Origin of the sequence: Rubellimicrobium arenae (genome assembly GCF_017916275.1) — a bacterium.
In the GTDB taxonomy this organism is placed as follows: Bacteria; Pseudomonadota; Alphaproteobacteria; order Rhodobacterales; family Rhodobacteraceae; genus Rubellimicrobium; species Rubellimicrobium arenae.
The window spans coordinates 349,758-363,984 of the sequence record NZ_JAFMST010000001.1 but is presented as its reverse complement, the minus strand read 5'-3'; the positions used below and the strand labels follow the sequence as shown (position 1 = coordinate 363,984).

General features: G+C 68.4%; 8 protein-coding genes. 4 read left to right on the top strand and 4 right to left on the bottom strand.

Going from position 1 to position 14,227, the window contains the following annotated elements:
- Nucleotides 1–16 precede the first annotated feature (16 nt).
- Nucleotides 17–2,572 carry an HWE histidine kinase domain-containing protein gene (locus J3P31_RS01760; protein ID WP_210526669.1) on the bottom strand — a complete coding sequence of 852 codons (2,556 nt, stop codon included), beginning with the start codon at nucleotides 2,570–2,572 and terminating at the stop codon, nucleotides 17–19.
- A gap of 313 nt (nucleotides 2,573–2,885) precedes the next feature.
- Between J3P31_RS01760 and J3P31_RS01755 the strand changes: the two genes are divergently transcribed.
- A complete protein-coding gene (locus J3P31_RS01755; protein ID WP_210526668.1) occupies nucleotides 2,886–3,896 on the top strand; it encodes a GNAT family N-acetyltransferase in 1,011 nt (336 codons plus the stop codon).
- Between the two features lie 46 nt (nucleotides 3,897–3,942).
- Here J3P31_RS01755 and J3P31_RS01750 read toward each other — a convergent pair whose 3' ends face one another.
- Nucleotides 3,943–4,905 carry a class I SAM-dependent methyltransferase gene (locus tag J3P31_RS01750; RefSeq protein WP_210526667.1) on the bottom strand — a complete coding sequence of 321 codons (963 nt, stop codon included), beginning with the start codon at nucleotides 4,903–4,905 and terminating at the stop codon, nucleotides 3,943–3,945.
- 439 nt (nucleotides 4,906–5,344) lie between these two features.
- On the opposite strand from J3P31_RS01750, the gene J3P31_RS01745 reads away from it, so the two are divergent.
- The 3 genes from J3P31_RS01745 (at nucleotide 5,345) to J3P31_RS01735 (ending at nucleotide 10,387) form a co-directional block, all read left to right on the top strand.
- The gene (locus J3P31_RS01745; RefSeq protein ID WP_210526666.1) at nucleotides 5,345–5,875 is read left to right on the top strand and encodes a VPLPA-CTERM sorting domain-containing protein; all 531 of its coding nucleotides are present in this window, start codon (nucleotides 5,345–5,347) and stop codon (nucleotides 5,873–5,875) included.
- A 276-nt stretch (nucleotides 5,876–6,151) separates the two neighbouring features.
- Nucleotides 6,152–7,159 (top strand): zinc-dependent alcohol dehydrogenase family protein, encoded by a 1,008-nt coding sequence (locus J3P31_RS01740; RefSeq protein ID WP_210526665.1) that lies wholly within the window; start codon nucleotides 6,152–6,154, stop codon nucleotides 7,157–7,159.
- Nucleotides 7,160–7,393: 234 nt separating this feature from the next.
- On the top strand, nucleotides 7,394–10,387 hold the full coding sequence (locus J3P31_RS01735; protein WP_210526664.1) for a PAS domain-containing hybrid sensor histidine kinase/response regulator: 2,994 nt from the start codon (nucleotides 7,394–7,396) through the stop codon (nucleotides 10,385–10,387).
- Between the two features lie 89 nt (nucleotides 10,388–10,476).
- Here J3P31_RS01735 and J3P31_RS01730 read toward each other — a convergent pair whose 3' ends face one another.
- Both J3P31_RS01730 and J3P31_RS01725 read right to left on the bottom strand, forming a co-directional pair.
- Complete coding sequence (locus J3P31_RS01730; protein ID WP_210526663.1) at nucleotides 10,477–12,195, bottom strand: hydantoinase B/oxoprolinase family protein; 1,719 nt, start codon at nucleotides 12,193–12,195, stop codon at nucleotides 10,477–10,479.
- A gap of 3 nt (nucleotides 12,196–12,198) precedes the next feature.
- A complete protein-coding gene (locus tag J3P31_RS01725; protein ID WP_210526662.1) occupies nucleotides 12,199–14,220 on the bottom strand; it encodes a hydantoinase/oxoprolinase family protein in 2,022 nt (673 codons plus the stop codon).
- Nucleotides 14,221–14,227: the final 7 nt, after the last annotated feature.

The following is a 14,227-nucleotide window of genomic DNA, read 5'->3' as shown; positions in this document are numbered from 1 at the left end:
CGTTGCGCAGGGGTGGTCAGACGTGCCCCAGGGCTTCAGCGATCCCCTTGTTGCTGTACGGCTTGACCAGCACATGGGCGTTCCGGAAGCTGTCATCCGCCGAGCGGACCTGATCGTAGCCGGTCGCCAGCAGGTAAGGGACGCCGTCGGCCCTGAGCCGGTCCGCGACGGCCGCCGAGGTCTCTCCCCCCAGATCCACGTCCAGGATGGCGAGGCTGATGGGTTGGGCGTCGATCATCCTCAGCGCCTCCCGCGTGGTCCCCGCGATCAGCACGTCATCGGCGCCCAGGCTTCGCAGCGCGTCGGCGGCGTTCATGGCGATCAGGAAGTTGTCCTCGACCACCAGCGCCGTCCCGGACAGCGTTGGGGCGGCCCCCACGTCGAGCACCGGGCCGTTCGGGGCGGGCGAAAGGGGCAGATGGGTCGGAACAAAGCTCTCGACGTGACGCGCGGGCAGATGGAAGAAGGCCCGAAGCCCTTCGGGGTGGTACTCGACATTGGCTTCGCCGCCGAGTTCATGGGGGATGGAGTGAGTGATCAGCGTGGTGCCGAAGCCGACACGGTCGGGCTGCACCACGGCGGGGCCGTCACTCTCCTGCCAGATCCAGCTGGCGCCGCCATGCACGGTCGGCGCCATGACGATCCGGAGCCGCCCGGCCGAACTGCCCAGCGCACCGTACTTCACCGAGTTGGTGACAAGTTCGTGCACGACGAGGGCCAGCGTGGCGCGCAGCCCGGCCGGCAGGCGAATGTCGCCACCGTCGAAGGTAACCCTCCGCGCGTCGCCGGAATAGGCCGCGACCTCGCCCGCGATCAGCTCCGACAGCGAGAAGCTGGCCTGCTGGGTCAGCGTGAGCTGGTCGTTGGCCTTGGCCAGCGCCCGGATACGCCCGCCCAGCCGCGTGGCATAGGCTTCCAGGATCTCGTCCTCCTGGGCTGCCTGTGTCAGCATTCCGTTCAAAAGGCCGAACGTGTTCCGCAGCCGGTGGTTCAGCTCGGAGATCAGGATCTCCTGCTTCTGGCTGCGCTTCTGTCCGGCGATGCTGGTGTCGGTGGTGAGCTTGAGCACGAGCTCCAGCAACGTGACCCGCAGCACTTCCGCCGCGCGGCGCTCGCCCGGCGTCCAGGCGGCGCTCTGCCCGCGCACCGTTTCCCTCCACGCCGCGAAGCTTCGGCGCGGGTGGATCCGGCCCCGGTCGTCCGAGACGTACTTGGCCGGATTCCCGGCCCAGACGAGGTCCTGGGTGATCTCCCGCCGGAAGAGCATGACGAACTGCCGGGGATGCCGCTTGATGGGCAGGGCCATCAGGCCGCCGATATGCCGGTCGGGCGACACGGCGCCCGGACAGGCCTGTTCCAGGTTCTCGGAAAAGAAGACCCGACCTTCGGGAACACGGGCGAGATGCTGCTCGATGCGGCGGAACTCGGTTTCGTCTGGCGCGAGGCCCTGGGCGCAGTAGCCCTCCCCGCTGTGAAGCGCGATGCCATCCACGTCGATGACGGCCCCGATCTCCTCCATGAGCTGGCCGAGACCGCTGCTGAAGTCGAGCCCGGCCTCGAACAGCATGACCAGACGTTCGTGGAGGTCGTGCGCACGGGCCACCTGCTCGCGCTCGGCCTGATCCTCGCGGAGGATCAGCTCGTAGGACAGGAGCTGGGTGAAGAGCTCCACGGCAGAGCGGGTCTCGTAGTCCACATAATGGGGCTCCGGATGGTGGCAGGCCATCAGGCCCCAGAGCTCACCGTCGCGCAGGATCGACACGGACATGCTGGCGCCGACCTGCATGTTCCGGAGGTATTCCAGGTGAACGGGCGAGACCGCGCGGGTCACGGCCAGCGAGAGGTCCACGGGACGTCCCTCGGGATCGAAGGCGGGCACGAGCGGCACGGGCGCCGCGTCGACATCGGCGATGATGCGCAGGAGGCTCCGCCTGTAGAGCGCACGCGCCTGGGGCGGGATGTCGCCTTCGGGAAAGTGCAGGCCCAGATAGCTGCCCACGTCCTCGGACCGGTGCTCCGCGACCACGACGCCGTGGCCGTCCGGCTCGAAGCGGTAGACCATCACCCGGGCGAACTGGGTCAGCACCCACAGCCCGCGCGCGGCGGCATGGCACATCTCCTCGATCGAGCGGGCGCGGCGCACCCGCGCCAGGAGCGGCTGGACGAGGGCGAGGTCGTCGCGATGCACCTGCTGGGACTTCCGCTCGAACTCCAGAAGGAAGCTGCGGCCCGAGCGGTGAAGCGCCACGTCATAGCGACGCCCGTCCCCGAGAAGATCGAGCCCGAACACGCGTGCGCCGTCATCCTCGCCCACGAGGGTCTGAACCTTGCCGCGCAGGGTATGCATCGCCTCGGGGAGCAACAGCTCGGTCAGGCGGCGCCCCACGAGCTCCAGCTCGCCGACTTGCAGGAACTCCCGCGAGTTGGCCGAGGCATTCTGGATCACCCAATCGTTGGAGATGACCAGGAGGCATCCGTAGGGCTGGATGCTCGCCAGGAACTGGATCGGCTCTCGCGCGCAACTGGACAGGTCGGGCTGGGGTTGAGATTCCGTCAACTGACGGTCAGACATGAACGGCTCCTTCGCGGGCAAGTCCTCATCGCGCCGCCCGACGGATTGCGCACAGGATAGGTCTGGATGCGCCCAAGTCACGCCTGTCCCTACGTCCACTTGCGACGGCGTCGTCTCGAGGGCAATGGCGGTCAGTTTGATCCGAGGGAACAGGCCCAGATCCCGTTCGTTTGTAGGGTTAACGAACAATGGACGCAGCGGCCGAAGGAGACTGCATGACCCTGTTCCGGCTGGCCTCGAACCTCCAGGATGGGGACTACCTTCGGACTTACCGTCGCAATCGTGAGGGCCACGGCGTTGGCGCGACGGCTCGATGACGTCGCAGATCAGTTTCACCATGCCGACCCACTCCTCCGGGCAGGCCCGTATCGAGATTGTTCGGCCAGCCGACCTCGGGGCGCTTGAACCCGAATGGGACCGGCTTTGGCGCAGTTGCCCCGATGCCACGCCGTTCCAGTCCCCCGCCTGGCTGCTGCCTTGGGCGCGGCACTACGCCCCGTCACGTTGCGGGGCAGTCGCGCTGCGGTCCGGCGACCAGCTTGTCGGCGTCGTCCCGGTGTTCTGCTGGCAAGGGGCGCTGCTCCTCGCTGGCACCGGGCCGAGCGATCGGGGCGATCTCCTGATCGCGCCCGGCTTCCGGTCCGAGGCAGGTCGGATCCTGGCAGCCCTGCCCGACGCCGCGCCGGAGCCGTTCGACCGCATCGACCTCCAGCAACTCGCTCCGGACGGACCATTCGCCAAAGCTCCGGCGCCTGCCAGCTGGAGCGAGGAGGACGAGGATGGCGACGCCTGCCTCGTGGCCCCTCTGCACGGAGAGCAGGGGCTGGGAGCGGCATCGGGTCGCCAGCGGTCCCACTGGCGTCATGCGCTTCGTCACTTGGATCGGCTTGGGGGAACCGTGGGACTTGCCCAGCCCGAGGAGGTCGACGCCCTCGTCGAGGACCTGCTTCGGCTCAATGGCCTCCGCTGGGGCGAGGCCGGCGTGCTGGCCGACCCTTTGCTGCGCTCGCTGCTGCGCGATGCCGGGCCTGCCCTGTCGCGTGCGGGTCTGCTGCGGCCTTATCAGGTCCGACTGGGGGGGGAGCGCATCGCGGTCCTGATGGTCATGGCCGGGCCTTGGGCCCACCACGGCTACAACGGAGGCTTCGATCCCGCCCATGCAAAGCTGAGCCCATCAGCCATCCTGGTCGGCGTGGCGATGGCGCAGGCCGCAAGGGAAGGCCTATCCCGTTTCGACTTCCTGCGCGGCCACGAAAGCTACAAGAGCGTCTGGGGAGCCATCCCCTCCCCCATGCGCCGACGCGTCTTGCGGGGGCCCGCCTGACCCTGCCCAACCGGATCGCGCAAGACTCCGGATGGCTGCTTTCATATCAGATCTTCTGCAGCAGGAACGTGGCGGCGTCCCATAGCGTGAAATCCTGCGTGCCCGAGCGTCCGACTGCGAAGCCGAACTGGCGGGCCAGTGCCGCCACCTCTGCAACGTCCTGACCGGGATCCCCACGATACGAGAAGTTCAGGATCGCCAGATGCCCCCCCGTGCGCAGGACCCGAGCCGCCTCGGCGACATGGCGTTCCGCCGTGCCCGAGCCCGCCTGGACGAGATACGGAAACACGTCCGCAGCCAGCACAAGGTCGATGCTCTCGTCCGGCACGCCGGCAAGGTCACGGCCTGACGAGACGCGAAGCACGGCGTTCGACAGCCCAATGCAACGCCGTTCCGCGTGACGGATCATGCCGCTGGAGATGTCGAGCCCGATGACCTCCGCAACCTGGGGGGCGAGGGTCGCCACGAACCGACCGATGCCACACCCGATCTCAAGGACATGCCGGTCCGAGGCCAGCAGGCCCCACTCGGCCAGCCGCTGCACGACGTCGTCTGTCGCAGCCCTCAGCAGATCGGGGTTGCCCAAGGCATAGAGCGCGATCCCGCCTTCGGGGGATGCCTCGGCCAGGCGATCGAAGGCGTCGGCCCAATGGGCAACCCCCTGATCCGGCGACGGGGCAGAGCCACCGTGTTCGACGCCGTCGAGCACCGCCTTGACCGTCGCGAAGGCTTGGGGGTTCTCCGACCAGAGGGCCAGCGCGTCCGCAAGCCGTTGCGCCTTCGCCGGTGAATTGTCGCGAACTGAGGCTTGGGCGGCCTTCAGCGCAGCCTCGACCTCGTCGCGTCCGCATGCGGCCATGCACAGGCGGAGAAGGGCGATGTTGGGCGGCACCCGGCCCGTCGCACAGTCCTCAAGCGCCAGGGCGAAGCGGTCCCCAGAGACAAGCGGATCTGGCCGCGTCTCCGTGGACAGGGCGCGTGCTGCCTCAAGATCATGATCCCCTGACATCCCGACCTGCCCCCTTTCCACGCCCCGCCGGCACCTCGCCGCGACCTTCCGTCGAGTTGAGACGGACGCACCTGGAGATGCGGTGCGAGCATCCACCGTCCAGCCTTTCCGGAGCACTCGGAGCGCGCGCCTACCGCATCGGCCGCGAACGCTGCGGCAGCTTGGAACATGTGCTTTCTTGGTGACAGTGATCGCGGCTCTGCACGACGCCGGGGGGAGGGTTCGTGATCGCGACCCACCAGGCGCCGCGCGGAAGCTCCGGAAACTGAACCAGAATGGCGCTTCGACGATCATCCGCGGAGAGGCAAGCCAAACGAGCAAGCGACCCGAAAAAGCGGCAGCACTATGGCATCTTTGCGTTGGCTCCCCCCCTGATTGTGGTAGGATTGTGACTACCACGTTTAGTGGAGGAAACAGTAGTTTTGGCGAGGAGCTCACTATGCTGCAACAACTCAAGACCCTCGGGCTCGCAGCCGCGCTGCTGGCTGTCCCGGTCATGGCATCGGCGACGACCGTCGTGACTCCGGGCGGGTCGTATGACCTCCTGTCCGACGACTTCTTCTTCGAGCAGGCCTTCGACCTGGGCGACGCCGGCGACACCTATGTCTTCTCCTTCGAGAACACGTCCGACCGACTGGCCGCGGTGGCCCTTCTGGGCGGCACGGTCCAGCAGCTTTCCGCAGCCTTCCAGGGCGGCGTTTCGATCACCTTCGGCTCGGCCGGCCCGTTCACCTTTGCCGAAGACGAGACCTCGGGCTTCGAGAACACCCTGCTCGTCGGCGCGGGGGAAACCGTGGACCTGACCCTGACCTTCGGGCAGGTGATCGACACCGGCGTCCGGCCCGGCGGCAAGACCGACATCGACTTTGCGATCGAAGCCGCCGTGATCCCCGTGCCCGCGACGGGTCTCCTCCTGCTCACGGCGGTCGGCGGCCTGGCCGCGCTGCGCCGCCGCCGCGCCGCCGCCTGATCCTTCGCCCATAACCGGCCGTCCGGAGCCGTCCCGCCGGGGCGGCTCCTGTCATGTCTGCAGACCGGGAGGTCTTCCGGCTTCCGTTCAGCCCAGACCCCGGCTCTGCCCCGACGGTGGTGGACCGTGGCGGACCAGCCTCGCGCCCTGTTGCAGGGGGATCACGCCCGGCGCTTCCGATCCGGTCGCCGCTTCAACCTGATGGATGGCGCTATTTCCATCGCCCCGCGCTGCTCCATGTCTCCTCGGCGATGCGGCCAGCGGAAAGGATGACCCATGAAGGCGCTCAGGCTCCTGGGACCGGGCGGGCTCGATGACCTCACCGTCGTCGACATGGATGACCCCGGAGATCCTGGCCTGGGCGAGATCCGCGTCCGCATCCGTGCCAGTTCCCTGAACTTTCACGACCTTGGCGTCGTGTCGGGGCGCATGCCGGTCGAGATCGGGCGGATTCCGATGTCGGACGGCGCTGGCATCATCGAGGCCGTCGGCCCGGGCGTCACCGAGTTCGCGGTCGGGGATGCGGTCGTGTCCTGCTTCTTCCCGGACTGGCAGGACGGGCCTCCGAGGACGGACAACTTCGCTCGGACCCCGGGGGACGGGCTCGACGGCTATGCGCGCGAGACCGTGGTCACGCCCGCGACGTGGTTCACGCGGGCGCCCTTGGGCTATTCCCACGCCGAGGCCGCGACGCTGACCACCGCCGGCCTGACCGCCTGGAGGGCACTGGTGGTCGATGGCGGTCTCAAGGCGGGGGACGTCGTTCTTGCCTTGGGCACGGGCGGCGTGTCGATCTTCGCGCTCCAGATCGGCAAGGCGATGGGCGCACAGGTCATCGTCACGTCCTCTTCGGACGAGAAGCTGGACCGCGCCAGGTCTCTGGGGGCGGACCACGTGATCAATTACCGCACCACGGAGCGATGGGCCGATCGGGTGCTGGAACTGACCGGCGGCCAGGGGGCCGATCATGTCATCGAGGTCGGCGGTCCCGGCACCCTGCCCCAGTCGATCGAGGCCTGCCGCATCGGTGGGCATATCGCGCTGATCGGCGTCCTGACCGGCATCGGTGGCGATGTGCCGACCGCGACCCTGATGCGACGCCACCAACGGCTCCAGGGCCTAATCGTGGGCAGCCGACGCCATCAGCAGGAGTTCGTCCGTGCGCTCGATGGTCTCCTCCTGCGGCCGGTCATCGACCGGACCTTCTCCCTGGACCGGACCGCCGACGCCTTCCGCTACGAGATGTCGGGGCAGCATTTCGGCAAGATCTGCCTTGAGGTTTGAACGGTCGTGGCACAGGCCGAACACTCCCCCCCAGACGGCACCGAGGCGGGCCGGTCGAAGCCTGCCCCTTCGTATCGGGGTGGATCTCGTCTGAGCAGGAACCAGGCGCCGGTCCGGGACCTTGCGTCACTGAGTTCGGCACGAGTGGACGACGATGATATCCGGCGATAATGCACCGCCCGCCCGCAGCTTCGGCCGGGTCTGGATGGCAAGCCTCGTAAATTGACGACATTTGTGACCGAAGCGATCGATTGCGGCTGGCTCGCAGCCAGTGGTGAAACCGGGCGCCTTATCGCGGGACGCGACTGGTCGGCCACGCCGCTGGGCACCATCGACACCTGGCCCCAGAGCCTGAGAACCGCCCTGGGGATCGTCCTCAGGTCGCCGGTCCCCATCGTGATGCTCTGGGGGCCGGACGGGATCATGCTCTACAATGACGCCTATTCCGGCTTCGCCGGGGGGCGGCATCCGCAACTGCTTGGCTCCAAGGTCCGCGAGGGATGGGCGGAGGTCGCCGACTTCAACGACAACGTCATGCGGGTGGTCCTGGCGGGGGGAACACTGGCCTACAAGGACATGGAGCTCACGCTCTACCGCCATGGCCGCCCCGAGCAGGTTTGGATGAACCTCGACTATTCGCCGGTGCTCGACGAGGAGGGCCGGCCGGTGGGCGTCATCGCCATCGTCGTGGAAACCACGGAACGGGTGCAGGCCGATCGGCGGCTCGAGGCCGAGCGGGAACGGCTCCTGCAGTTGTTCGAGCAGGCGCCCGGTTTCATCATCTCGATGCGCGGCCCCACACATGTGGTCGAGTTCGTGAACGCCGCCCACAGGCGGCTGTTCGGAAGCGGCGACTGGGTGGGCAGGCCGCTCCGGACGGCGTTCCGGGGGGTGGAAACGGAACGGCTTTTCGAGCACCTCGACGAGGTCTTCGCCACGGGCGAACGCTTCGTGGCCGACGCGACGCCGGTCCGTTTCGAACAGACCCACGGCGGCGAGGACACGCGGTACCTCACCCTCGTGTTCGAACCCATGCGGGATGCCAAGGGCCGCATCATCGGGGTGCTGTGCGAAGGTTCGGACGTCACCGAACAGCATCAGGTCCAGGATTCGCTGCGCCGCAGCGAGGAACGATTCCGAACCGCGCTCGAGATCGAAACGGTCGGGGCGATCTACTTCGATCTGGACGGCCGCCTGCTCGACGCCAACGACGCTTTCCTCCGGATGAGCGGCTACAGTCGCGACGAGCTCGAGAGCCGGGAGCTGACGTGGCAGAAGCTCACGCCCGATGAATGGCAGGAGGATTCCCGGCGGGCCTTCGCCCAGCTCCTCGCGGACGGGGAGACGACGCCCTACGAGAAGGAGTACCTCCGCAAGGATGGAACCCGGTGGTGGGCCCTGTTCGCGGCCAAGCTGCTGCCCGATGGCACCGGTTTCGAGTTCGTCCTCGACATCACGGATCGGAAGGCGGCCGAAGCGGCCCTGCTCGAGGAAACCCGCACGCTCGAGACGCTGAACCGGACGGGCGCGGCCGTGGCCGGAGAGCTTGATCTCGAACCGCTGGTGCAGCTCATCACCGATGCTGGGGTGGAACTGACCGGGGCCAAGTACGGGTCCTACTTCCACAACGAGCTGGACGAGACCGGCGAGCGGCTGCACCTCTTCACCCTGTCGGGCGCAGAGCGGGAGCAGTTCGCGCGGCTTGGCCGTCCAAGGGCGACCGAGGTGTTCGCGCCGACATTCCGCAACGAAGGCGTCATCCGGTCGAACGATATCCAGCAGGATCCGCGATACGGCCGGTTCGAGCCGCATGGAGGGATGCCCGAGGGACATCTCCCGGTGCGCAGCTATCTGGCCGTGTCCGTCGTGTCGCGCTCGGGCGATGTGCTGGGCGGCCTGCTGTTCGGTCACCCCGAGCCCGATCGGTTCACCGAGCGTCACGAACGCCTGGTGCTGGGCCTTGCCGCCCAAGCGGCCATCGCCATCGACAACGCGCGCCTGTTCCAGGCGGTCCAGACCTCCAACGAAACGCTGGAGCAGCGCGTGGCCGAGCGCACGGCCGAGCTCACGCAGGCCCATGAGGCGCTTCGCCAAGCCCAGAAGATGGAAGCGGTCGGCCAGCTGACCGGCGGCATCGCACACGATTTCAACAACCTGCTTGCCGGGATCAGCGGCAGCCTCGAGGCGATCGAAAGGCGGATCTCCCAGGGGCGCACCGCCGACATCGGCCGGTTCATCGGCGCGGCGCAAAACTCTGCGCAACGGGCCGCCGCTTTGACGCAGCGGCTGCTCGCCTTTGCCCGGCGCCAGACGCTCGACCCCAAGCCGACCGACGTCAACCGCCTCGTGTTCGGCATGGAGGATCTGATCCGGCGGACGGTCGGGCCGAACATCGCGGTCGAGGTCGTCGGCGCGGGCGGGCTATGGCTCACGCGGGTGGATGCCGCTCAGCTGGAAAGCGCGCTCCTGAACCTGGCCATCAACGCCCGGGACGCCATGCCCGAGGGCGGTCGCATCACCATCGAGACCGCGAACAAATGGCTCGACGAGCGCGCGGCCCATGACCGGGAGTTGCCGGCCGGACAGTATGTGTCCATCTGCGTGAGCGACACGGGAACCGGGATGCCGAAGGACGTGGTCGAGCGCATCTTCGACCCCTTCTTCACGACCAAGCCAATCGGACAGGGCACGGGCCTAGGGCTGTCCATGGTCCACGGGTTCGTGAGGCAGTCGGGCGGGCAGGTCCGGGTCTACTCCGAGCCGGGAGAGGGCACCACCATGTGCCTCTACCTGCCACGGCATTTCGGCGAGCTCACCTCCGAAGATGCCGTCGCCGATCTGCGCATCGAACGTCTGGGTGAAGGCGAGACCGTCCTCGTCATCGATGACGAGCCGACGGTCCGGATGCTGATCCGCGAGGTTCTGGAAGAGTGCGGGTACTCCGCGATCGAAGCCGAGGACGGTCCGTCCGGCCTTCGGATTCTTCAGTCGGACCTGCCCATCGACCTCCTCATCACGGATGTGGGCCTGCCCGGGGGCATGAACGGACGGCAGGTGGCCGATGCGGCCCGCACGATCCGGTCCGGGCTCAAGGTCCTGTTCGTCACAGGGTTCGCCGAGAACGCGGCGATCGGCAATGGCCACCTGGAGCCCGGGATGGAGGTCATCACCAAGCCCTTCGCGATGACGGACCTCGCGACCAAGATCAGCGCGATGATCGAGGGCTGACCGCGCCGGGCCGGGGGTGGCGACCTGCCCCCCGGCCCCGCGATCCGCCCGCCCTGCGACGCGACGAAGATGCGATCGGCGGCCCGGCTCTAGTCGAAGGCCTGCGGATGGTGGCGACGTGCGAACTCTTCCGAGATGTAGCCGTTGGCCAGGTCCCTGCGGACCGCCTCGGGGGAACGTCCCCCAGGATCGCCAAAGCCGCCACCCCCGCCGGTCGAGAGCCGCAGGACGTCGCCCTTCCGCACGGCGATCCGGGTGTGCTTGGGCCGGGACTCGACGGTCCCGTCCTGCCGCAGGATCAGCGCGTCGTTGGCCCGGGCGCTTTGCCCGCCCTCCAGGCCCCAGGGCGGGTTCTTGGTCCGCTCCACGGAGGTGGTGACATAGGTGTCCTCCAGCATCCGGAAGTCGAAGTCGATGCCCAGGCCGCCGCGCCATTCGCCCGGCCCGCAGCTGTCCTGCGCCAGCTCCATCCGCTCGACGAGCCAGGGATTGCGGCTTTCCCAGACCTCGACAGGCGAGAAGCGCGTCGCGCTTTCCGAGATATGGAGCATGGTGCCCCCGTCGCCCCCGCGCCAGGCGCCCTGCCCGGTCGGGTGCGGCGCGCCGTCGGCCCAGGGCTCGCCCGTCGCCTCGCGGGTGCCCCAGTGGACCAGCGAGCAGATGCAGCCGCCCGACATCGCGGGCACGAGGTCCGGCGCCGCCGTGCTGATCGCCTGGTAGATGACCTCGATGGCCTGGAGCGCGGGCCAGCCGTAAAGGAAGCAAGGCGCCGGCGGCAGGGGATGGAACATGGTCCCGGGTCGCGTCACGACCTCGACGGCGCGGAAGTGCCCTTCGTTCGGGGCCTCGCCCATGCCGGCCAGCATGGAGATGGCCACCCGGCTCGTGGAGATGGTCGAAGGCACGGGGCAGTTGATCGGGCCGGCCTGCTGTCCCGGCACGCCCGAGAAGTCGAGGCGCACGCCATCGCCCCGCACCTCGACGGCCACCTGGAAGGGCACCTCGCCGGGCTCGACCCCGTTGCCGTCCATGACGCCATGTCCGATGTAGCGGCCGTCGGGGATGCGGCGGAAGTAGTCCCGCACGACCCTCTCACCGTGGTCGAACATTTCCTCCACCGCCCGGCCGAACACCTCGGGTCCGAACCTCTCGACCACCTCCAGCAGGGCGCGGACGCCGGTCCGAACGCCCACGATCTCGGCGTTGAGGTCGCCGGCGATCATCTTGGGCACACGCGAGTTGGCGAGGATGATGCGGTAGATCTCGTCGTTCAGCTCGCCCCGGCTCACGATCTTGACGCCAGGGTAGATCGTGCCTTCCTGGAATACGTCGATGGTATCGGTGCAGTAGGGGTCCTTGCCGGCGATATCGAGCCAGTGCCCCTTGATCGCCGCATAGCCGACCAGCTGGCCGTCGTGGAACGCCGGCATCACCACGGCGAGGTCCTGCGGGTGCGACCCGGTCCCGTAGGGCCAGTTGTAGATGATGATGTCGCCCTCGTTGAGCCTGGCCTCCCCTCCGATGCCCTTTACGGCCTCGATCACGCAGAAGTTCAGCGTCCCCATGAACATCGGCAGCGACGGCGCCTGCGCGAGCAGCCGAACATCCCGGTCATAGAGCGCCACCGCGAAGTCCAGCACCTCGTAGATGACCGGAGAAAAGGCCGTGCGGACCAGCGCCCGCTTCATCTGGTTCGCCGCCGAGTTCAGGGCATGGCGGACGACCTCGGTGGTGATCGGGTCCACGGCGTCCGTGGCCTTGGTGCGCGAGATGCCCGCGCGGTGGAGCACGGTGTCCTGCATGGTCATGGCCTAGCCTTTCACCTTTTCGAGGAGGAGTTCGCCATGCGCGCCAGGGGCAACCCGCCAGCCCGCATCGACATAAAGCGTGGACGTGGCCTCCGTGACGATGGCGGGACCATCCACGGGTCGCGCGATCGACGTCCGGGGCAGAACGAGGAACGGCATCCGCCGCCCATGGGCAAAGGAGTGCGCCTCGACGGAGCGGGCCGCGGCATCGCTGGCCTTAGATGCGGAAACCTTCATCTCGCGCGGGGGGAGGTGGACCGTGTAGGTCGCGCGCACGGCCACGATCTCGACCGCCGCATCGAGGACGCCGCCGAAGGTCTTGCGGTACTCTTCGGCAAAGGACGCGCGGAGAGTCTCTGGCGCCGCCTCGATCCGCAGCCCGTCCAGCGGCACGTCCAGCGTGAGCGAATGCTCCTGCCCGCGGTAGCGCAGATCCAGGCGCGCGCTGGCCACCGTCGCGTCGGGCCGGGCGCTGCGCTGGCCCAGCGTCCCGAAGAGCTCGCCCAGCAGCCCGTTCGCGGACGCGAGCCCTGCCTCGTCCAGGACAGTGACCAGGGTCCGGGCCGCCGACTGCACCATGTCCGCGCCCAGAAGACCCCAGGCTGAGAAGTTGCCAGCGTAAGGCGGCACGATGATCCGCCGCATTCCCAGCTCCTCGGCCAGGAGCACGGCCATCAGGGGGCCGGCGCCACCGAAGGGCAGGAGCACCATGGACCTCGGGTCGAGCCCCTGCTCCACCGTGACCTCCCGCATGGCCCCGGCCATGGCGGCAGTGGCGATGCGAAGGACGCCGGTCGCCACGGTTTCCACATCCTGACCAAGCCGCTGGGCCACGCGTCCCAGCGCGCCTTCGGCTGCGGCCAGGTCCAGCGTGATGCCCGACGCGAGCTCGCCCGGTCCCAGCATGCCGAGATGGGCGGCGGCGTCGGTCAGCGCGGGCTCGGTCCCCCCCTTGCCGTAGGCGGCGGGGCCAGGAACCGCTCCGGCGCTCTGCGGTCCCACGCGCATCAGGCCGCCCCGATCCACGTGGGCGAGCGATCCGCCCCCTGCCCCGATGGACCGGACATCCACCCAGGGCGTCTGGACCGGCATCCCGTCGATGGAGCCTTCGTAGAGCACCTGCGGCTCGCCGTTGAGCACGAGCGCCGTGTCGAAGCTCGTGCCGCCCACGTCGGCTGTGATCAGCGCGTCGATGCCCAGGACCTTGGCGAACTCGGACGCGCCATGCGCGCCGCCGACGGGCCCGGACATGATGGTCTCGAACGGGCGGTCCTCGGCTTCGGCGAAGGTCATGGACCCCGAGCCCGAGCGGGTGATGAGCGTCGTGCCGCCGAAGCCCAGCTCGCGCAGGCGGGCGTCGAGCCGCTGGAGATAGTTGGACATGCGGCCGCGCACGAAGGCATCGATCACCGTGGTCGAGGTGCGCTCGTATTCCCGGAACTCGCCCGAGATGCGGTGCGACAGCGAAATGCCGCCCTCGAATCCCGCCTCGCGGAGCAAAGCCTCGAGCCGAAGCTCGTGAACCGGGTTGGCGTAGGCGTTCATCAGGCAGACCGCGACCGAATCCACCTCGGTCGCAAGGAGCTGGGCGATCGCGGCGCGCGCCGCGGCCTCGTCCAGCGGACGGTGCACCTCCCCGGTGGCCATGACGCGTTCGGGCACGCCCAGGCGGCGGAAGCGGGGCACCAGCGGCTCGGGCTGGCGCCAGAACAGGTTGTACATCTCGGCCCGGTCGCCGCGCCGGATCTCGAGCACGTCGCGGAAGCCCTCGGTGGCCAGGAGGCCGACGGTCGCGCCCCGCCGCTCGAGGAGGGCGTTCAGCCCCACCGTCGTGCCGTGCAGGAAGAACGCGGCCCGCTCCACGACGTGGCGCGGAACATGGTCGCGCACGGCATGGACGACACCCTCTTCGGGCGCATGGGGGACTGTGGGGACTTTAGCCTCGACGGTCTCCCCGGTCTCGTCGTCATAATAGACGAGATCGGTGAAGGTGCCGCCGATGTCGACGCCAATGCGTGTGGCCACGGTGGTC